At 69.5% G+C, this 20,758-nt stretch carries 14 protein-coding genes; 10 read left to right on the top strand and 4 right to left on the bottom strand.

Annotated elements, in window-relative coordinates:
- Positions 1-84: 84 nt before the first annotated feature.
- Positions 85-1,305: an exodeoxyribonuclease VII large subunit gene (xseA, locus tag JMF97_RS22120; protein WP_203223282.1), complete on the bottom strand. Its 1,221-nt coding sequence runs from the start codon at positions 1,303-1,305 to the stop codon at positions 85-87.
- Between the two features lie 156 nt (positions 1,306-1,461).
- On the opposite strand from xseA, the gene JMF97_RS22115 reads away from it, so the two are divergent.
- The 3 genes from JMF97_RS22115 to JMF97_RS22105 all read left to right on the top strand — a co-directional run bounded on the left by JMF97_RS22115 (position 1,462) and on the right by JMF97_RS22105 (position 3,865).
- Positions 1,462-2,439: a 4-hydroxy-3-methylbut-2-enyl diphosphate reductase gene (locus tag JMF97_RS22115; RefSeq protein ID WP_203223281.1), complete on the top strand. Its 978-nt coding sequence runs from the start codon at positions 1,462-1,464 to the stop codon at positions 2,437-2,439.
- 56 nt (positions 2,440-2,495) lie between these two features.
- Positions 2,496-2,936 (top strand): hypothetical protein, encoded by a 441-nt coding sequence (locus JMF97_RS22110; protein ID WP_203223280.1) that lies wholly within the window; start codon positions 2,496-2,498, stop codon positions 2,934-2,936.
- 74 nt (positions 2,937-3,010) lie between these two features.
- Complete coding sequence (locus tag JMF97_RS22105; protein ID WP_203223279.1) at positions 3,011-3,865, top strand: hypothetical protein; 855 nt, start codon at positions 3,011-3,013, stop codon at positions 3,863-3,865.
- 101 nt (positions 3,866-3,966) lie between these two features.
- Here the strand turns inward: JMF97_RS22105 and JMF97_RS22100 are convergent, their stop codons facing one another.
- The 3 genes from JMF97_RS22100 to JMF97_RS22090 form a co-directional block, all read right to left on the bottom strand.
- Positions 3,967-7,233 carry a S8 family serine peptidase gene (locus JMF97_RS22100; RefSeq protein WP_203223278.1) on the bottom strand — a complete coding sequence of 1,089 codons (3,267 nt, stop codon included), beginning with the start codon at positions 7,231-7,233 and terminating at the stop codon, positions 3,967-3,969.
- 162 nt (positions 7,234-7,395) lie between these two features.
- Positions 7,396-8,568: a DNA recombination protein RmuC gene (locus tag JMF97_RS22095; protein WP_203223277.1), complete on the bottom strand. Its 1,173-nt coding sequence runs from the start codon at positions 8,566-8,568 to the stop codon at positions 7,396-7,398.
- Between the two features lie 123 nt (positions 8,569-8,691).
- A complete protein-coding gene (locus JMF97_RS22090) occupies positions 8,692-11,430 on the bottom strand; it encodes a sugar-binding protein (RefSeq protein WP_203223276.1) in 2,739 nt (912 codons plus the stop codon).
- A 520-nt stretch (positions 11,431-11,950) separates the two neighbouring features.
- Between JMF97_RS22090 and JMF97_RS22085 the strand changes: the two genes are divergently transcribed.
- The 7 genes from JMF97_RS22085 to JMF97_RS22055 all read left to right on the top strand — a co-directional run bounded on the left by JMF97_RS22085 (position 11,951) and on the right by JMF97_RS22055 (position 20,693).
- Positions 11,951-13,099, top strand: coding sequence for an ROK family transcriptional regulator (locus JMF97_RS22085; RefSeq protein WP_203223275.1), 1,149 nt, complete (start codon positions 11,951-11,953; stop codon positions 13,097-13,099).
- A 286-nt stretch (positions 13,100-13,385) separates the two neighbouring features.
- Positions 13,386-14,441: an extracellular solute-binding protein gene (locus JMF97_RS22080; RefSeq protein WP_203223274.1), complete on the top strand. Its 1,056-nt coding sequence runs from the start codon at positions 13,386-13,388 to the stop codon at positions 14,439-14,441.
- A 64-nt stretch (positions 14,442-14,505) separates the two neighbouring features.
- On the top strand, positions 14,506-15,579 hold the full coding sequence (locus JMF97_RS22075) for an ABC transporter ATP-binding protein (protein WP_203223273.1): 1,074 nt from the start codon (positions 14,506-14,508) through the stop codon (positions 15,577-15,579).
- Between the two features lie 5 nt (positions 15,580-15,584).
- A complete protein-coding gene (locus JMF97_RS22070; protein ID WP_203223464.1) occupies positions 15,585-17,324 on the top strand; it encodes an ABC transporter permease in 1,740 nt (579 codons plus the stop codon).
- Entirely contained in the window at positions 17,312-18,187 is an 876-nt protein-coding gene (locus JMF97_RS22065) for a creatininase family protein (RefSeq protein WP_203223272.1), read from the top strand. The genes JMF97_RS22070 and JMF97_RS22065 overlap by 13 nt, the downstream gene beginning before the upstream one ends.
- Positions 18,188-18,234: 47 nt before the next feature.
- Complete coding sequence (locus JMF97_RS22060; RefSeq protein WP_203223271.1) at positions 18,235-19,695, top strand: argininosuccinate lyase; 1,461 nt, start codon at positions 18,235-18,237, stop codon at positions 19,693-19,695.
- A gap of 98 nt (positions 19,696-19,793) precedes the next feature.
- Positions 19,794-20,693: an ROK family protein gene (locus JMF97_RS22055; RefSeq protein ID WP_203223270.1), complete on the top strand. Its 900-nt coding sequence runs from the start codon at positions 19,794-19,796 to the stop codon at positions 20,691-20,693.
- Positions 20,694-20,758 lie beyond the last annotated feature (65 nt).

The raw sequence follows: 20,758 nt of genomic DNA, 5'->3' as shown, positions 1-20,758 counted from the left end.
ACTACCTCGCGCGGTCTGCTCGGTCATGGGCCGTTGGCGTCGGGACCCGAGGTCGGGCTGTGCAGCCGGCGTCGAGGGCCGCGGTCAGGAGCCGGTCACCGTCACGGCGAGGTCACCGTCGGCGAGGCGTACGCGCAGGGCGTCGCCCTTCGCCACCTCGTCGGCCGCGCGTACGACGTGACCGTCGGCGCGCTGCACGATGGCGTACCCGCGGTCGAGGGTGGCGGCGGGGGAGAGCGCCCGCAGTCGGGCCAGGGTGTGCCGCAGGTCGTCGTCGGCGGCGGCGAGTCGGTGGCGCAGGTTGCGTTCGGCGCGCTGGCGCAGGGCGGCCAGATCGGCGGCCCGCTGCTCGACCATCACCTGCGGGCGGGCCAGCACCGGCCGGGACCGGAGCGCGTCGATGCGGTGGGTCTCCCGGTCGACGAGGTTGTGCACCGCCCGGTGCAGCCGGTGCCGGGCCTGGTTGATCAGCCGGATCTCCTCGGCCAGGTCGGGCACCACCCGCTTGGCGGCGTCGGTGGGCGTCGAGGCGCGTACGTCTGCCACGTAGTCGACGAGCGGCGCGTCCGTCTCGTGGCCGATCGCGCTGACCACCGGTGTGCGGCAGGCGAACACGGCCCGGCACAGCGCTTCGTCGGAGAAGGGCAGCAGGTCCTCGATGCCGCCGCCGCCCCGAGCCAGGATGATCACGTCGATACTCGGGTCGCTGTCCAGCACCTTGAGCGCGTCGATGATCTGCGGTACGGCGCCGGAACCCTGCACGGCGACGTTCACGGTGCGGAACTCCACCGCCGGCCAGCGGCGGCGGGCGTTGGTGAGCACGTCCCGCTCGGCGGCGCTGGCCCGGCCGGTGATCAGCCCGACGCGCTGCGGCAGGAACGGGGGGCGACGCTTGCGGGCCCGGTCGAACAACCCCTCGGCGGCGAGCAGCTTCTTGAGCTTTTCCAGCCGGGCCAGCAGCTCGCCCAGGCCCACCTGCCGGATCTCGTCGGCCCGCAGGCTCAGGGTGCCCCGGGCGGCGTAGAACTCCGGCTTGGCGTGCACCACGATCCGGGCACCCTCCCGCAGCTCGGGAGCGCCGGAGTCGAGCACGTCGCGGTTGGTCGTGACGGTGAGGCTCAACTCGGCCGACGGGTCACGCAGGGTCAGGAAGACTGTGCTGGCACCGGGCCGCCGACTGATCTGCGCCACCTGCCCGTCGACCCACACCCAACCCAGCCGGGCGACCCAGGCGCCGATCTTCTGGCTCACCACCCGCACCGGCCACGGCTCTTCCGAACTGCTGGCCCCCGTCCCCCCACCCACCCCATCACCCTAAACCCCCACCCACCCCACCCACCCACCCCATCGAGCCCCGTTGATCATGAGGTTGGCGGCAGCGTGGAGATCGAACACTGCCGCCAACCTCATGATCAACAGCTGCAGGCGGTGGGGGTCCGGGGGCGCGCGTAGGATGGGTGGGTGACTGAGGCTGGGACCGGTAAGCGCGTGCTTTTGGCCAAGCCCCGCGGTTACTGCGCGGGCGTCGACCGGGCGGTGCAGACCGTCGAGGAGGCACTCAAGCTCTACGGTGCGCCGATCTACGTGCGTAAGCAGATCGTGCACAACAAGCACGTGGTGCGGACGCTGGAGGCCAAGGGCGCGATCTTCGTGGAGGAGAACGAGGAGGTGCCCGAGGGCGCCACCGTGATCTTCTCGGCCCACGGGGTGGCCCCCGAGGTCTACGAGCAGGCCAAGGAGCGGTCGCTCAAGGCCATCGACGCGACCTGCCCGCTGGTGACCAAGGTGCACCAGGAGGCGAAGCGGTTCGCCGCCGAGGACTACGACATCCTGCTCATCGGTCACGAGGGCCACGAAGAGGTCATCGGCACCGCCGGCGAGGCCCCGGAGCACATCCAACTGGTGGACGGTCCGGAGGACGCCGACCGGATCACCGTGCGCGATCCGAACAAGGTCGTCTGGCTGTCGCAGACCACCCTGTCGGTGGACGAGACGATGGAGACCGTGGCCCGGCTCAAGAAGCGGCTGCCGATGCTCCAGTCGCCGCCCAGCGACGACATCTGCTACGCGACGAGCAACCGTCAGCACGTGGTCAAGGAGATCGCCGCCGAGTGTGACGTGGTGATCGTGGTCGGCTCGCGCAACTCGTCGAACTCCGTACGCCTGGTCGAGGTGGCCCTCGACGCGGGCGCCCGCGCCGGGCACCTGGTCGACTTCGCCCACGAGATCGACGACGCCTGGCTGGTCGGCGCGCAGACGGTCGGTCTGACCTCGGGCGCCAGCGTTCCCGACGAGTTGGTCCAGGAGGTGCTGACCCACCTCGCCGAGCGCGGCTACACCGACGTGGAGGAGGTGGTGACCGCCAACGAGCGACTCACCTTCTCGCTGCCGCAGGAACTCAAGCGCGACATGAAGGCCGCCGCGGCGGCCCGCGGCTGAGCGGACCGACCCGAGATGATGGAACGAATCAGCCTGCTACCACGTCAGAGTCAGGCATGAGGACCCTTCGGATCGCCGCCGCGGCGCTGATCGTCTGCACCGCGCTCGTCGCCTGCGCCGGTCAGGATGCCGGGGACGGCTCCGCCGCCCCGACGGGAGCGCCATCCGTGACCGATCTGCCCACCCCGGACCCGACCGGCGCCGTACCCCCGCCGGTCGACCCGGTGGACCCGACCGCCCCACTCACCAAGCCCGGCAAACGGCCGGGCGGCCCGCCGCAGCCGACGTCCACCAGCGAGATGACCCTGACCGGACGGATCGAGTCCGGCGTCGAGCCCGGTTGCCTGCTGCTCGACGGCTATCTGCTGCTCGGCGGCCCGCGCGAGGTGCTCACCGCCGGCGCGTCGGTGACGGTTACCGGTCGACCCGCACCCGGCCTGATGACCACCTGCCAGCAAGGCACCCCGTTCCAGGTCGAGACCGCCAAGCGCTCCTGAGTTAGCCGCCCGGCGACTGCCGGAGCCCGGTGGCCGGCGGCCTCACTGTCGTGGTCGGACGGCAGGATGCATTGATGCGTTTACGATCACTGCTCCTGCCGTTGGCGGGGCTGCTGGCCGCCGCACACGTGGTGGGCGTGCTCACGGCCGCACCTATCCTGCGCCACGCCGAGGTCCTCGCGGTGGCCGTGCTCCTGGCGTACGCGCTGCTCGTCGGTCTGTCGTCCCACCTGCCAGCGGGCGACCGCGCCACCGCGCGCTGGGCCCTGCCGGCCGGGCTCGTCGTGGTGGCCACCGACGCATGGCGGACGATGCCCGCCGACCCGGCCGACGGTGGCTACCGGTGGCAGGTTCTTGAGTCCGGTCCGCCGCCCGAGTTCACCGATGGACTGTGGACCGGGCTTGCGCTGACCTGGGCAGCACTGTTCTTCGTGCTGGTGCTGGCCGTCGTGAGCTGGCCGCAGACCGACCGCCGCCCGAGTGGACGGCTGGTGGTCGGGGTGCTGCTGAGCGCCGGGGCGGTGGTGGGGTACGCGGTGTTCCGGTTGGCGGGCCGCAACGGTGGGCAGCCCGGTGTGGTCGCCGCCGCGATGCTCGCGCCCCTCGCGTTGGCCCTCGCCGCCCTCCTGCTCGCTGCGCTACTCCTGCGTCAGGGTCGGCGACGGGCCGCCGGTGGCGCGATCCTGCTGGTGGTGGCCGCGCTGTGCCACATGGATGCGGCTCTCGCCCCGTACACACTGCTGCCGTTGTCCCCGAGTCGGGGGACTGTGTTCACCGGCGCTGTGGTTTCCCCGATCCTGGTCGTGGCGCCGGCCCTGGCCGTCGCCGCCGAGTTGACCGGATACCTGCTGCTCGTGGCGGGACTGCGTACCGACCGGACGGAGCGGGGTCGGGCAACGGGTGGACGACCGGAGCCGGTGCTCGGGTAGGCCAGGGGAGGGGCGCGGAACGCGTCGTGCCCGGGGGTGAACGGGCGGGAGCCCGCCTCCGGTAGATCCGGAGGCGGGCTCCCTGGTGCGGTGGTGGTGGGTCAGTTCACCGCGCCGATGTTGACCGCGCCGCGGCCGACGACCGCGCCTTCGCTGGTCACCACGGCCAGCTCACCGGAGAGCGTCCGGCCCGCGGGCGGGGCGGACTGGGCGGTCACCGTACCCGTGAGGGTGCCGGTGGCGCCGTGCGCGAGGGTGAGGCTGCTGCTCGACGCCGTCAGGGTGCCGAGCGCCGGGGAGGAGTACGAGTCCCGGTAGTCGTACGCGGTGCTGCCGCCCGCGCCGTCGACCGAGTACGCCTCCACGACGACCGTGTAGGTGCCGGCCGCCGGGTTGTTGAGGGTGACGAACTCCTCCGAGTCGCCGTCGGCGTTGTACGCCACCAGGGCACCGCCCCGGTAGACGAACAGGTCGAGGTCGGCGCTGGCGTTGGAGACGTTGCCGATGCGGGCGGTGAAGCTGGTGGCACCCGCCGGAACCACGACGGTGAACTCCTGCACGGCGAGTTCCACGATGGTCGGGCGCTCGGTGTGCGTGCTGGACAGCGAACCGCCCTGACCGGTGACCGTGACCGGGCCGAAGGTGTTCTTCAGCGACCAGGTCACCGGGGTCGGGGTGCCGGTGGTGACCGACGGCAGTTCGACCACGGCCGGCTCGACCGTGACGCCCTGCACCCGCGCCTGGATCTGGTACGGGTTGTTCAGCGACGGCGAGGTACGACGGGACTCCACCTCGATCTCCCAGATGCCGGGCATCGGGTTGGCGTAGTCACGCTCGAACGGGTTGCAGACCACCGTGCTGACGTGGTTGGTGAAGCACGCCAGGCTGGAGGTGCTCTCCACCGGAACGCCGTACGGGTTGATCGCGATGAAGCGGGTCTGCGACGCGGTGGCGATGCCGGAGAGGTTCACCTGCAGCGCACCGGCACCCGGCGGCACCGTCACGAAGTACGACGTGGTGTGGTTGCGGTCCACCGAGCCCTGCGCCGAGTAGGCGAAGTTGGGCTTCGCGACGTCGTTCGAGGCCACCACGACGGCGGAGAACTCGAAGTCGATCGTGTTGGTGGCCTTGTCGTCCACGGTGACGATGGCGCTGTGCGCGCCGGCCGTCTTCGGCTTGGCGGTGACCGTGATGGTGACGGTCTTGTTCAGCGGCAGGGTGACGTTCTTCGGCGCGGAGAAGGTGCCGTTGTTGCCACGCAGGCCGATCGAGTGCTTGATGTTGCCGGCCGGACCGCTGGTCCGGGTCAGCTTCACCTGGTACGACTTCGACTGGTTGATCTTGTGACCACCGTTGGCGGAGTCGCAGCGGTTGTAGATGCCGGTGCCCTGGTTCGGGGTGACCAGCTGACCGGAGAGCGGGGTGCAGACCGGCGCGTCAGCGGTGTACGAGCGGGTCTGGACGCCCTTGCGCAGCAGCTTCCAGGCACCCGGCACGTCGAACATGCCGTAGCCCTGACCGTAGGTCGGGGTGTCGGCGATCGGCTTGGCCGAGGTGTAGATCGCCCGACGCAGCGCCTCCGGGGTGACACCCAGGTGGTTCGCCTTGGCGGCCGAGAGCAGCAGCGCGGCGGCACCGGCGGCCTGCGGGGAGGCCATCGACGTACCGTTGAACATGCTGTAGCCCGGCGGCAGCGCGTAGCCGGCCTCGGCGACCGGGCCGCCGGCCTGCCAGACCGGGGTGGTGGAGATGGCCGAACCCGGCGCGGCGATGTTCGGCTTGGCGCCGCCGTCCTCACGCGGACCGCGCGAGGAGAAGTTGAACAGCGCGTTCTTCTTCTTGACCACCGAGCCGTAGTTGGCCAGCCAGGTGTCCTTGCTGACGCTCGCGGCCACGCTCACCACGTTGCTCGACGCCGACGGGTCGCCGATGGTGTTCACACCCGGGCCGGAGTTGCCGGCCGAGATGAACATCTGCACTCCGTAGGTGGTGATCAGGTTGTTGTAGAGGGTGGCGCGGGCGTTGTTGCCGTCGTTGAGCGCCGGCAGACCACCGATCGACATGTTGATGACGTCGACCCCACGGTTGATCACCAGATCGGCCATGCCGGTGGTGAGTGCGGCGTACGTGCAGCCGCCGCCCCAGGAGCAGGCACGGGAGGAAACGATCTTGGCGCCGGGGGCGGCACCGTTGAACGCGCTGTTGCCCATCATGCTGTTGGCGGCGGTGATGCCGGCCACGTGGGTGCCGTGCGCGCTCTCGATGATGCCGATGTTGACGTAGTCGACCAGACCCGGGCCACCGACCGGAGTGGTGTCGACGTTCTTGCGGTACTCGACCACGAACGACATCCGCTCCTTGACCGGAGTCGCCGGGTCGTCCGTGCCGAAGTAGCCGACGTCGAACTTCTCCTTGTACGGCCGCATCAGGGCCTCGTCGGTGAAGTCACCGTCCTGGTCGGTGTCGACCCAGACGTTGTTGGTCACCGGGTCGTACAGGACGCCCCACTGGTCGGTGCGGTCGCCGTCGCGGTTGACGTCACCGGCCGGCTCGCTGTTGTTCGTGATCGACTCACTGAACAGGTTGAACCGGTAGGTGCCCGCCGGTGCGGTCCAGGTGCGGCCGGCGAGGGTGAACGACGGGCCGGTCACCTGGTTGAGCATCGGGCGCCAGCTGGCGTCCTCCAGGGGGTCGGTGGCGGTGACCCAGTCGACGATCTTCCGCTCGCCCGTGGTGGTCTTCTGCAGCGCCGGGTGCTCCAGGTCCACACCGGAGTCCATGATGCCGATGGTGACGCCCCGGCCGTCCCACTTCTTGTTGGACTTGACGAACTTGACCGCACCGGTCTCGCCCGTCGGCATGTAGGGGTTGTCGGCGGGGGTCTTGATGCCCGGACCGCTGAGGGTGCTGCCCTGCTTGTCGCCCTTCTTGCCGCCCTGGACGATCTCCGGCTTGGGGTCGGGCAGCTGGATCTTCTCGTCCAGGTCGACGGCGGCGACGCCGGGCAGGGTGGCGGCCTTGACCGCCTTGCTGGTCGGCACCTTGGCCAGCACGTAACCGATGGTGTCGTAGCGCTCGGTGACCGCAGCGCCCAGATCCTTGAGGTCGTCGGCGACGTCCTTCGCCTTACCCTTGTCGGTGGCGACGATCATCGTGACGGTCGGGGCCTTCTTGGCCTCCGCCTCGGCGAGCAACTTGGCGTCGTGCTCGCCCAGGGCCTCGGCGGGGGTGACCTGGGCCGGGTCGGTTCCGGCAGGAGCGGCGCTCGCGGTGGCGGTACCGCCCACCACGGACACGGCGCCAGCCGCCATGACCGAGGCGAAGAGCGCGGCGGAGGTACGCCGGCTCAGGTTTCGGGGTCTACTCACGTTCTCTTTCCTCCAGAGAACTCAGGCGCCCTCAGATGCAGGGCACGCGTGAGCGAAATCCTTCGCGGTGTCGACCGTCAATGTCACTACCGACAGGTACGTTGTGACCATCTCGTGATAAGTGAGACGCGCAATGTCACATCGAAGGTGGTAAAGGCCCGATTAGGTTGACCGACTTCGACCATCCGAGATGGAATCCTCGACCAGCAACTCAGGTGCCTGGGGCTGGCGGGGAGCCAGCTCCACCTGCGCCAGCGTCGCCAGCTCCTGATCAGACACGCCCAGCTCAGCCAGCTTGCGGGCGCTGACCAACACCCGCGCCTCCAACGACCCCACCGCCCGGTTGTACGCGGTCACCGCGCCGCCGAGCGAGGCACCGAGTTTGCCGACATGATCGCCGAGCGTGGAAAGACGACCGTACAGTTCACGGGCCAGGGAATGCACCGCCACGGCGTTGCGGGCCAGCTGCTCCTGCCGCCACGACCAGGCCACGGTGCGCAGCATTGCGATCAAAGTGGCCGGGGTGGCCAGCACCACGTTGCGGGCGAATGCGTGCTCCAGAAGTGTGGGATCACGCTGCAGAGCCACGTCGAGGAACGGATCGGCCGGCACGAACAGCACCACGAACTCCGGCGTCGACTCGAATGCCGTCCAGTACGACTTCGCCGCCAGCGCGTCCACATGGGCCCGCAGGTGCCTGGCGTGGTTGTCCAGCTGGGTGTCGCGGCTGCGCTCGTCGCGGGCCTCCATCGCGGTCAGGTACGCGTCGAACGGCGCCTTGGCGTCCACCACGACCGTACGGCCGCCGTGCAGGCGGACCACCAGGTCGGGGCGTACGGTCTGCTGGTCGGTGGCGGCGGTGACCTGCTCGGAGAAGTCGCAGTGTTCCAGCATGCCGGCCGCCTCGACGATGCGGCGCAACTGGTGCTCGCCCCACCGGCCGCGTACCTGCGGGGCCCGCAGCGCCGCGACCAGCTGCTTGGTCTCGGTGCGCAGCTCGCCGGAGACGCTGCTCATCGCCCTGACCTGCTCCCGCAGTTCGGCGTACGCGTCGATGCGGTCACGTTCCAGTTCGGCCACCCGCTGCTCGTAACGACGCAGCGTGTCGTGCAGCGGGGCGACCGCCCGGGCGACCGCCTCCTGGGACTGGGCGGTGGCCTCGTAGCTCAGCGCCCGCATCGACTGTTCCAGCCGCCCTTCGCCCTCACGGGTGGCCCGCAGGGTGGCGTCCAGCCGGGCGATCTCGGTGGCCGCGCGGGACCGGGCCGCGAACCAACCCACCGCGCCGCCCGCGCCGAGGCAGACGACTACCACCGCCAGGGTCGCAAGCTCCATCCCCGGAGCTTGCCAAAGATGAGCGGGCGATGCCTCGGTGGGGCCGGAAATGCCGATGGGCCGGGCGCAAGGCCCGGCCCATCGCCGGTCATCGCATCAGATCGACGCGGTGACCGGGTTCGGTCACTTCAGCTTGTGAGCGAGACCGAGGGTGGCGCCGTCGCGCTCGTACGAGACGAGCAGCGAGGAGCCGGCCGGCAGGGCGCCGTTGAGCGGCAGGACCAGGGTGCGGTCCTTGTTCAGCGAGACCTCGGTCTGCGCCACGACCCGCTCGCCGTCCCAGATGAAGACCCGGGCGACGCCGGACTTCTTCACCTTCAACTCCACCGAGACCTTCGAGGAGGACTTGGTGACCTTCTTGATCTTGAGGATCTTCTCGTCAAGAGCCGCGTAGCCACCCGGTGCCACCCCGTCCGAGGCGGACTGGAGGATAGTCTGCGGCGACTTGACGCTCTGCGCCGCGGTGTCGGGCATGATCGGAGCCTTCGGCGCCGACGGCCGCGCCGGCAGGCCCGGCAGGGTGGCGACACCCCAGCGCCACGGGTCGGCCCGCACGCCGCTCCAGGTCGACCAGCCGATCCGGGTCTGCGTGGACAGGTCCTGCGTGTCCGAGTCGTTGACCAGGATGTTCAGGCCCATGTGGTTCGGGTCGATGGTGTCCGGCAGCACGCTGAACGGAACCTTGACCTCGATCTGGTACCCGGTGCCGGTGAGAACCGAGGCGACCTCGAGACCCGGTGCGGTCTCCGGGCCACCCTGGTGGTTGTCCCGCTCCCGGGCGAAGCACGGCGGGTTGCCGTTGGCCGGGTCGTCGGTGGCCGGGAAGAGCGCCACGTTGAACACCGTGGAGGTGTTCGCCGAGTTGCCCCGCGGGTCGATACCGAACTCGACGGCGTCGGCACGACGCGGACGCTTGCAGTCCTCCGGCAGCAGGAACCGGCCGAGCACGTCATCGGTGATGTTGAAGATGGCGTACAGGGCGTCGTCGGTGTGGGTCAGCTGGGCGGTGCCGGAGATGTCCGCCGCCGTGGTGGCGGTACCCTCCCAGCGCGTCGAGATGTCGATGACCTCGCCGGTGTACTCGTGGGAGTGGCCGTGGCCGTCGACGGCCGGCGCGGTGGTGGCCTTCGGGATCACCGTGGTCGGCACCAGGTTGAAGGCACCCGGCTCGGTGGCGCTGCCACCGTTGTAGGTGGTCTCGATCTGCAGCCGGTACGCACCGTTGTCCGGCGCCCGGTTGGCGGTCGGCAGGGTGGCGTCGGTGTTGGTCACCGTGAAGGTCACCGAGCCACGGGCACCGGGCTGGAGCCCGCTGTACGGCAGCTGCTGCGGGCTCGCCGAGAATCCGGCCGGCAGGTTCAGCCGGACGGTGCCGGACTGGACGGTGTCGCTGTGGTTGGTCAGGTCCACCCGGACGCTGCGGCTCTTACCGCTCGGGATGTTGAGCAGCGACTCGATGAGGGCATCGAGCTGCTTGACCTTCTTCTGCTCGGTCCATGCCCGGAAGTCCGCGATCTCCTCCAGCGGCTCGAGGGTGCCCCGAACCGGAGCGGTCGCCTGCACCCGCGCACTGCTGGTGCCGCTGCCGTCCTTGCTGCTGGTCATCGTCGCTTCGATCTTGAAGCGGGTGCCCACCGGAAGCTGCGCGGGCGGGGTGACCGTGAAGCTCTTCACGACCTCCTTGCCCTTCTTGAGCGTGCCGACGTTGCCGTTGCCGCTGACCCGCCAACCGGCCGGAACCTCCAGCGCGACCTTGGCACCCTTGATGTCCTGGGTGGCGTAGAGGACGGTGTCGACCTTGATGGACTTGCCGGCGAGCACCTCCCACTTCTGCGGACGCACGTGGATCTCGGTGCCGAGCGGCAGACCACCCGGAGCACGGAGGGTGGCACCCTGGAGCGCACCGGTGCCGGCGCCCACGTTCGGGTCCGGGTACGGGGTGCGGGTGTCGATCAGGGTCAGCCGGTTGCAGCCGATGTTGTCCGGGTTGGTCGTCGGGAAGGAGCTGTTGCCCCAGCCCTGCGACACGTACTCCCGGCGGGCCCAGGTCGTGACCGTGTTCCACCGGTTGCCGTCGTGGCGCGCCGACTCGTAACCCTGCCAGGTGCCGAAGATGACGTTGCTGGCCTCAGCCGGCGTGAAGCTGGTCTCGCAGGACGGACCCGTGTTGCCGGAGCCGCTGCCGCCGGTCTGGAAGATCCGGGAGACCCGCCAGGGCTCCAGGCCCTCCTTGGTGATCTGCTCCGGGAACTTCTTCGGGTCGGCCGCCGCGTAGAAGGCGTCCACGGCCAGCATCGCGGCTTCCTGGTGGTTACCGTGGTTGCCCTGGGTGGCCGAGGGGTTCATCGTCAGGATGACCTCGGGCCTGGTGGTCCGCAGCACCCGCACGATGCGGGACAACGTCTCGTCGTAACCCCAGACCTCGGCGGTCAGCGGAGCGCTGGCGGTGTACCAGAAGTCGAGGGCGTCGAGGTTGTAGATGTGCTCGATGCCGGCGTAGGCAACGGCCTTGCGCTCTTCGGCCTCCCGGAGGATGCCGAGCTCAGGGCCCTCCTCGAAGCCGGTGGCGTTACCGCCACCCTCGCCACGAGTGGTGGTGATGACGCCGGCCTTCATGCCGTGATACTCGTTCCAGTATCCCAGCATGCCGAGCTGGCCGGCCTCGTCGTCGGGGTGCGCGCCGATGAACATGATGTCCAGGTCGATCGGCTTGTCGGACTTCTTGGACGGGTTCTTCGGCTGGCTCTTCGAAGGTGACGGGTGCTTGGGCGACGAGCCCTTGCCGTGAGCCTGAACCGGTGCGGCCAGGCCCAGCGAGAGCAGACTGCACATGGCGATTGTCGCCGGAGTGCGCCATCTCATGGGCATACCTCTTCGTATGGGAGCGCTTGCTGCGTCTGGGACGGATGCAGGCCCGGCCGAGGCCCCCTGACACCTGGCTCGTGCCGGCCCTGACGACGGACAGCTGTCCACTGGAGACCACGGCGGTCTCCACGAGTGATGGTTGCTAGACGGTTCGTTCGTGCACACGCACCGTCACGGTGTGAGCGGTGCGGACGGTGGTGGGGGTGGTCCACCGTGAAGGCCTTCGGGCCGTAACGCTAGGAATCTTGGACTCGGGTAGTCAATAGGCCCAAGCGACTTTCTTACTTCTTCGAAAAAACGATCGTCCTGTTCAGGGCCGGTGGGCGACCGCTACATCAGACACCACTAGCCCCCTTTGTGGTGATTTAAGGCGATCGACTTCTCCGCTGCCGCCCGATCTATGCGCTAAGGCGCGGTCGTCGGCCGATGATCTCCTGTCGATGTATCGTTTGCGCAGGTCGGAGCTGAGATCATCTCGTTACTTGACGGCCCACTTTTTTCTCAGTAGGAAGAAACTGTGTCTGACAGAGCATCGACCAGCCCGGTCAGCCGTGAGCGGTCCCGCGAGATCAAGCGTCTCTCGGTGATCCTGGCCGCCCGGCAGGCGCGGCTGTTGTCCCGAGTGGATCTGGCCGAGATGACCGGCCTTCCGGCGGCCACGGTGACCGCACTCGTGCGGGAACTCATCGCCGAGGGCTACCTCATCGAGCGCGGGCCGGGCGCACCCACCACCGGACGACCGCGCGAGATGCTCGAGTTCAACCCGCGTGCCGAGCTCGTCGCGGCAGTCTCGCTCGAACCACCCCGGATCAGCTGCGAGATCGCCGACAGCGAGGGTGCGATCATCGCGCACCGCACCGCCCGGTTCGGCGGCGACGTGGTGGAGACCGTCTGCACGTTCGTCCTGGACCTGGTCGGCGACAACCTGCCGTCACTGCGCGGCGTGGCGATCGCGGTGCCGGGCGTCTCCACCAACGGCGCGGTACGCCTCGCGCCGTCGGTCGGGCTGGTCGAGGCGTGGCCGATCGGCGAGTCGGTCCAGCAGCGACTCGGCGTACCGGTCGTCGTCGACAACGACGTCAACCTGATGGCCGCCGGCGAGTGCGTGGCCGGTGCCGGTGCCGACGTCGCCAACCTGCTGCTGATCCACGTCGCCGACGGCATCGGCGCCGGGCTCGTGCTCGACGGCAAGGTCCGGCGCGGAGCCAGCGGAGCAGCGGGCGAGGTGGGCTTCCTGCCGCTGGACGCCGCGCCGGCGCGCAGCTACAGCGGCGTCGGCGAGTTCGAGGCCCGCTGGTCGGTGAACGCGATCACGGAGCGGCTGGTCGCGCTGCACCCGGGCCGCCGACCCGAGTCGCCGGTACGCGAGCTGATCCAACTCGCCGCCACGTCGAAGCCGGCCCGCGAGTATCTCGACGAGGTCCTCGACGCCTGGGCGCGGCTCATCCTCTCCTGTGTCTGCGTGATCGACCCGGGGATGGTGCTGCTCAGCGGTGCCGCCGCCGAGCTCGACGACGCCGCGCTCGAACAGATCCAGAGCCTTCTCGCCGCCAAGACCCCCGCACCCACCGAGGTGCGTCGAGCCACCCTCGGGGACCAGGCCGTACTGCACGGAGCGATCAGCTACGCGCTCTCGGCCGCGGTCCCGCTGCCCTCACTGCCCTGACCACAGCCGCGTAACCCGACCCCGCACCCCTGCAACCACCACCACCCGTCCCCTGCCCCGGAAGAACCGCCACCCCCGCACACCCCGATCCCACGGCCACCTCCGCCGCACCCTCGCGACCCCGTACGCGTCGGCGCGGCCGGCCACGACGTGGCCCGCTCCGTCGGCCTCGATCTTCGATCCGTGCCGCAACCGGCGGCCCACACACTCCGGCATGCCCCGGAGTCCGATTTGCAGCTATCTATCGGAAATCTCCAATAGATCCCCCCGTCAAGTGGAGGTACCAATGAGACGTCGTCCTTTGGCCATTGCCATCGCGATCGGCGCAATGCTGGCTGTCACCGCAGGCTGCGGCGGCAGTGACGACGCGGACACCGGCTCGTCCGGCACACCGACGGCCGAGAAGTTCGTCATCTACAGCGCCCGTGACAAGTCGGTCACCGACTACGTCGTCGAGCAGTTCACGACCAAGAACCCCGAGTACAAGGGCAAGGTCGAGGTGCTCAACATGGGCGCCCAGGAGGTCCTGGAGCGGGTCCGGGCCGAGAAGGCCAACCCGCAGGCGTCCGTCTGGTGGGGCGGCACCCAGCAGGGTCTTGCCGCCGGCGCCTCGGAGGACCTGCTGGAGTCGTGGCAGCCCTCGTTCGCGGCCAAGATGGACGCGCGCTACAAGGACGAGCAGGGCCGTTGGTTCGGCGAGATCCTGCTGCCCGAGATCATCATGTACAACAACAAGGCGCTGACCCCGCAGACGGCTCCGCAGGACTGGGACGACCTGATCGACCCGAAGTGGAAAGACAAGATCATCATCCGGGACGTGGCCGCCTCCGGCACCATGCGCTCGATCTACTCCTCGATGATCCAGCGGCTCTCGCCGGACGGCTCCAACCCGCAGCCGGGCTACGAGTGGCTGCTCAAGCTCGACACCAACACCGTCGAGTACGCCGCCAACCCGGCCGACCTCTACCTGAAGATGTCGCGTGAGCAGGGCGTGGTGAGCGCCTGGAACCTGCAGGACATCCTGCTGCAGGCCAACGAGGGTATGCCGTTCGACTACATCATGCCGGCCTCCGGCGCTCCGGTGCTCGTCGACGGTGTCGCCGCGGTCAAGGGTGGCAACACCGCCGCCGCGCAGAAGTTCCTGGAGTTCCTCTTCGACGACTCGCTGCGCGCCACGCTCGCCAAGGACTACTTCCAGATCCCCGCGGTGGAGATCGGCGAGAAGCCGGAGTGGCTGGCCAACCTCAACCTCAAGCCGATGGACGTCGACTGGGACGTGATCGGCAAGAACGAGACGGCGTGGATCACCCACTGGAACGCCGAGATCAAGGACAAGGGCTGAGTTGACAGGGGTCCGGGTCGTGCTCCCCGGCACGACCCGGCTCCGTCCTGGAAGGACCCAGAAAATGATCGATGTCCGGCTGACTGCCGTCAGCAAGCGCTTCGACAAGTCGAGCGATGCCGCGGCGGTCGACGATGTCACCGTCACCATCGGCGCCGGCGAGTTCTTCACTCTGCTCGGACCCAGTGGTTGCGGCAAGACGACGACCCTTCGGATGGTGGCAGGCTTCTACTTCCCGACCTCCGGGCAGATCCACTTCGGCGACGACGACGTCACGCACTTGTCGCCGAACAAGCGGGACACCGGCATGGTGTTCCAGAACTACGCGCTCTTTCCGCACATGACGGTGGCGCAGAATGTCGCGTACGGCCTCCGGGTCCGCCGGGTCTCCCGCACCGAGCGGGACCGCCGGGTCGAGGAGGCGCTCGCCCAGGTCCACCTCTCCGGGTACGGCGCCCGACGCATCGACGCCCTCTCCGGTGGCCAGCAGCAGCGGGTGGCCCTGGCCCGAGCCCTGGTCATCCGCCCCCGCACCCTGCTGCTCGACGAGCCGCTGTCCAACCTGGACGCCAAGCTGCGCGAGGAGACCCGTACCGAGATCCGGCGCATCCAGCGGGAAAGCGGCAACACCGCCATCTACGTGACGCACGACCAGGCCGAGGCGATGGCCATGTCGGACCGGATCGCCGTCATGCAGTCCGGCAAGGTCCAGCAGGTCGGCTCCCCGCAGGAGATCTACTACCGGCCCGCCAATGCCTTCGTGGCCCGCTTCATCGGGCGCAGCAACGTGCTCAGCCTGCCGGTGGTCGGTGCCGCTGAGAACAGGGTCGAGGTACGCCTGCCCAACGGCACGACCATCGAGGTCGGTGCCGCCACGGGACACGGTCTCACCGAGGGCGACACCGCCCTGGTGTCGGTCCGTCCCGAGCACATCACCCTCGCGAGTGGGGAGGATGAGTCTGCCCTGCGGGGTCGGGTCACCCATGTCGAGTTCACCGGTATGGCCACCAACCTGACCGTGGACGCCGACGGTACCGAGGTGATGGCGGCCGTCGTCGACGCGCCGTCGAGCATCAACGTCGGTGACCTGGTGGGCCTGCGGCTGGTCCGGGAACGTCTCTGGGTGGTCAAGCCGTGACCGCAATGCCCGAAACCGCCCCGCCCCGGCTGGCCTGGCTGCGTCAGCGTCTGGCCGGCGGCACCAACTCACAGTGGTTCCCGTACCTGCTCGTGCTGCCGCTGGTCCTGGTGCTCTACGGCTACGTCGTGCACCCGATGTTCGCCACCTTCTCGGAGAGCGTCAGCGAGAACGGCACCCGCAACTACCTGCAGTTCTTCACCTCCTCCGGGGTCGCCCGGGAGTCGCTGTTCACCTCGCTGTTCATCTCGGCGGCGAGCGTGCTGCTCTGCGGCATCGTCGGCGTGACGATGGCGTTCCTGCTCAAGCGGTTCAGCTTCCGGGGCCGTCGCCTCATCGAGGCGATCATCCTGGTGCCGGCCGCCCTGCCGCCGCTGATCGGCGCCGTGTCGTTCCAGCTGCTCTACAGCAACATCGGCATCGTGCCCCGAGGGTTGCAGGCGCTCTTCGGCACCGAACGGCCGATCATGGCCTTCGACGGGATCGCCGGGGTGCTGGTGGTGCACACCTTCACCATGTACCCCTTCTTCTACCTGGCCGCCGCCGCGGCGCTCGCCGGGATGGACCCCTCGGTCGAGGAGGCGGCCTACAACCTCGGTGCCGGCCGGGTACGGGTCTGGCGCACCGTCCTGCTGCCGATGCTCACCCCGGCGATGGTCTCGGCGTCGCTGCTGGTCTTCATGACCTCGTTGGCCTCGTACACCGCGCCACTGCTGTTCAACGTCAGCCAGACCATGACGATGCAGATCTACATCAACCGGACCAACGGCGACCTGCCGATGGCCTCGGCGTACGCCTCGGTGCTGGGCATCGTCTCCATCATCTTCCTGCTGGCGATGCGGTGGTACGAGGGTCGGCGCAGCTACCAGTCGCAGTCGAAGGGCATCTCGGCGAACCGTCGGGAGCTGACCAACCCGATCGGCCGGTGGCTCGCCCCGGTCGCCTCGGTACTGGCCACCATGGTGCTGCTCGCCCCGGTCGCCACGATCGCCCTCGTGGCCTTCTCCGAGAACCGGACCTGGACCACCCAGGTGCTGCCGGAGACGTACACCCTTGACAACTTCGTCACCATCTTCTCCGACCCCAAGGCGTTCGAGCCGATCCTCAACTCGCTGCAGATGAGCCTGCTCGCGGCCGTCGGCTGCGTGGTGATCGGTGTGCTCGTCGCCTACGCCGTGCGGCGCCTGAAGTTCATCGGCCGAGGGCTGCTCGACGTGGCGGTCATGATCGCCTGGGCGCTGCCGGGCACGGTCGTCGCGATCAACCTGATCTCGGCCTTCAGCACCGGCAACGCGTTCAGCTTCGGGCAGGTGCTGATCGGCACCTTCTGGATCCTGCCGCTGGCCTACTTCGTACGGTTCCTGCCGATCGTGTTCCGGTCCAGCTCCGCGGCGCTGGCGCTGATCGACCCGTCGCTGGAGGAGGCCGCCCGTAACCTCGGCGCCTCCTGGCTGCGGGCCTTCTACACCATCACCGTACGGCTGATGCTGCCCGGCGTGCTGGCCGGCGCGTTGCTGGCCTTCGTGCACGGTGTCGGCGAGTTCGTCGCCTCGGTGCTGATCTACACCTCCTCGACGGTGCCGATCTCGGTGGCGATCAACAACCGGATGTACTCGTTCGAACTCGGCACCGCCGCGGCCTACGGCATGCTCCAGGTGGCGCTGATCTTCGTGGTGATGTGGTTCTCGGGCCGACTGGAGAGCAGCCGCACCGCGACCCGGAGGGCCGAGCAGTGGACGAACTGATCGAACGCTGGAAGGCCGAGGGCGGACTGCTCCCGATCACCCGGGTACCCGGCCACGCCCTGGCCGCCGTGGCCGAGTCGGCCGACCTCGCGGTGCTGCCGGTCGGTGCCGTCGAGTGGCACGGTCCGCACCTGCCGCTCGGCACCGACCTGCTGCTCGCCGAGGGGTTCGCCGGGGAACTGGCCACCGGCACGGCCCGCGCCGTGCTCTTTCCCGCCGCACCGTACGCCGCCTGCCCCGGCCAGACCCGGCCCTGGCCGGGCACGGTGGCGCTGCGACCCGAGATCGCCGTGGGCTACCTCAGCGACGTGCTCACCGGCATCGTCGAGGCGGGCTTCCCCCGGCTGCTCGTGGTCAACGGCCACGACGCCAACCTCTCCACGGTCCGTGCCGCGATGGAATGGGTGTCCGGCCGGCGCCTGGCGAGCCTGCTGCTGGTCAACTGGTTCCAGCTGGTCGGCCCGGACGAGACGGGCGAGATCTTCGGTGCCCTGCCGGCCCGGGGACACGGCGGGGCGTACGAGAGTTCGGCCGTGCTCGCCTTCGACCCCGAGGCGGTGCACCTGTCCGCCACCCCGGACCTGCCGCCGAAACCGAAGCTGCCCACCCCGTACCCGTACGTGCTCATCGAGTCGCGGCCCGACCCATGGCAGGGCTGGTCGGGTCATGTCTCGCTGGCCAGCGAGGCGGCCGGGCAACAGATCCGCCACCTGGCCGGCGCGCGGCTGCGTGAGGTGATCGAGGCGTGGCTGGCGGCACCGTTACCCAGCCCGCCAGGGACGGACCAGCAGGGCTGGTCCGGCCGGCCGACCTGGTCCGACCGACCTGACGGGAGCGGTAGGTCGGACCAGGCGGTCGGATGACCCACTCGTCGGCTGCGCAGGACAACGGACCACATTGGGAGGCCACCATGACCCCGTCACTGACCACGTACCAACAGCACCATCTGCGCGTTGTGTTCGAGCATCACGCCGCCAACCTGTATCCGGCCATGGTCAAGGCCAGCCAGGCCCACGTCGTCATGCTCGCCGAGCAGGGGCTGATCCCCGCCGACTCCGCCGCGATGATGCTGCGTGGCCTGCTCGTCCTTGCCCAGGACCGACCCGAGGACCTCGACTACGACGGCAGCGTCGAGGACGTCTACTACACGCTGGAGAAGCGTCTCGCCGCCGCCTGCGGGGTGGAGCCGTCCCAGCTCAGCGTGCAACTCGCCCGCAGCCGTAACGACCTCGACGCCGGGGTGTTCCGGATGGTGCTGCGCGACCAGCTGCTCGCAGTGCTCGACGCGGTGCTGGCGACCGGTCGGACCGTGCTGGACCGGGCCGATCGGCACGCCGACGTGGTGGTCACCGGCTACACCCACCGACGCCCGGCCCAGCCGACCAGCATCGGGCACGTCTTCGCCGGCTACGCCGAGGCGTTGGCCGGTGAGGGTGTCGCCTACGCCGACCTGCTCGACGAGATGAACCGCTCGCCCCTGGGCTCGTGCGCGTTCGCCGGCACCGACCTGGACATCTCGCCCCGTCGCCTGGCCGACCTGCTCGGCTTCGAGCGGCTCATCGTCAACTCCTACGAGGCGGTGGCCGGTGCCGATCACCTGGTGCGGGTCGCCACCCTCAACGCGCAGTCACTGGCCACCGGGGCCCGGCTGGCCCGTACCCTGATGGACTGGCTGACCTGGGGCTGGGTGGTCACCCCCGGCTCGTTCACCCAGGGCAGCAGCATCATGCCGCAGAAGCGCAACCCGGTCGTCCTGGAACACCTGGTGTCGATGGCCGGCGCTGCCGCGGCCGACGCCGCCAGCGTGCTCAACAACGTCGGCGCCGCCTGGTGGGAGGACTCCAACAACGCCACCACCGACGTGCAGGCCCGGCTCTGGGACAGCGACGACCGGGCGTACCGGTTCTTCAACCTGCTCGGCGGGCTGATCGCGGAACTGGATCCGCTGCGTCCGCCGACCAGCGAGGAGATCGTCGCCTCCGGTGCCACCACGACCGCCGCCGCCGACGCGCTGGCCCGCCACGGCGTACCGTTCCGGGGCGCCCACTCGCTGCTCGGCCGGCTGGTACGGGCCGGTGCGCCCGCCACCTGGACCGTCGACGACGTCCGTACCGCGGCGGTCGACCTCGGCATCGCCGACCAGCTCGACGAGGTCGCGATCAGTGACCTGCTGGCCGCCGCCGTCCGCCCCGAGTTCGTGCTCCGCCGCGCCCAGGCCGACGGCCCGGGCGAGACTGCAGTTCGGGAGCAGGTGGCGCAGCTGCGGTCGATAATGGACGATGTGGCAGCGCGGGCGGATGCCCTGCGGGAACGGCTGCACCGTGCCGACGCGGCTCTGGCCGAGGCGGTCGGGGCGAGGGTGAGCCCGTGACCGGGCAGCAGACACAGCATCGTGTGACAGCGGCAGTTGTGTCACCGCGACCACAGAACCAGCTGGACCGACGGCCCGAAGGGCGATTTGACATCACCATGGAACAACCGGCAAACCCGCGACTGCTCGGGATCGACTTCGGCGGCACGAAGATGGCGATCGGCGTGGGTGACGTCGATGGTCGGCTGCTCGTCTCCGAGCGCCTGCCGACCAACGCCGAGCAGGGCGCGCAGCAGGCTCTGACCCGGGCGCTCGACCGGGCGCGGGAACTCGCCGACAGTACGGGCGGCACGCTCGTGGCAGCCGGCATCGCCTCTCCCGGGGTGGTCCACGACCACTCCATCGAACTGGCCCCGAACGTCCCCGGTTGGGAGCAGTTGCGCCTCGCCGAGGCGGTCCGCGCCCACCTGGGAGTGGCCTCCGTACGGGTGGCAAACGACCTCAACGCGGCCGCCTACGCCGAGCTGCGCCTCGGCGCGTTGCGGGGCGTCGATCCGGGCCTGGTGATCGGGCTCGGGACCGGCGTGGCCGCAGCGGTGACGATCGGCGGCGAGGTGATCGCCGGACACCACGGCGCGGCCGGCGAGATCGCCTACGGCCTGACCGACCACAGTTGGCCCACCGGCCTGGAGCCGATGCTGGAGGCGACCTTCTCCGGTCGGGCCCTGGACGAGTTGGCACAGCGCCTCGGGCTGACCGGGCAGGCCGCCGCGCTCTGCGCCGCCGCGACCCAACCTGGCCGGTTCCGGGACGAGCTGCGCCTGCGCGTCGACGAGTTGGCCCGCCACCTCGTCACCTGCTGCCTGCTGCTCGACCCGCACCGGATCGTGCTGGTCGGCAGCGTCGCCGGCAACGAGGTGGTCCGGGAGTTGCTCATCGAGCGGCTCACCCACGCGCTGCCGTACCGGCCGGAGATCGTCCTGTCGGCGTTCGCGCAGGACGCCGCCCTGCTCGGCTCGCTCGCCATGGCCATGGAGGCGCTACCGGCGGCCGTCTGAGAGCTCGTGAACGGCGAACCGGCCCAAGCTGTTGCTCGGGCCGGTTCGCTGTTTCGCTCGATGAC

Source organism: Micromonospora fiedleri (assembly GCF_016774385.1).
Taxonomy (GTDB): Bacteria; Actinomycetota; Actinomycetes; order Mycobacteriales; family Micromonosporaceae; genus Micromonospora; species Micromonospora gifhornensis.
The sequence above is the reverse complement of the archived record's forward strand: the minus strand, read 5'-3'. Positions and strand labels throughout refer to the sequence as shown.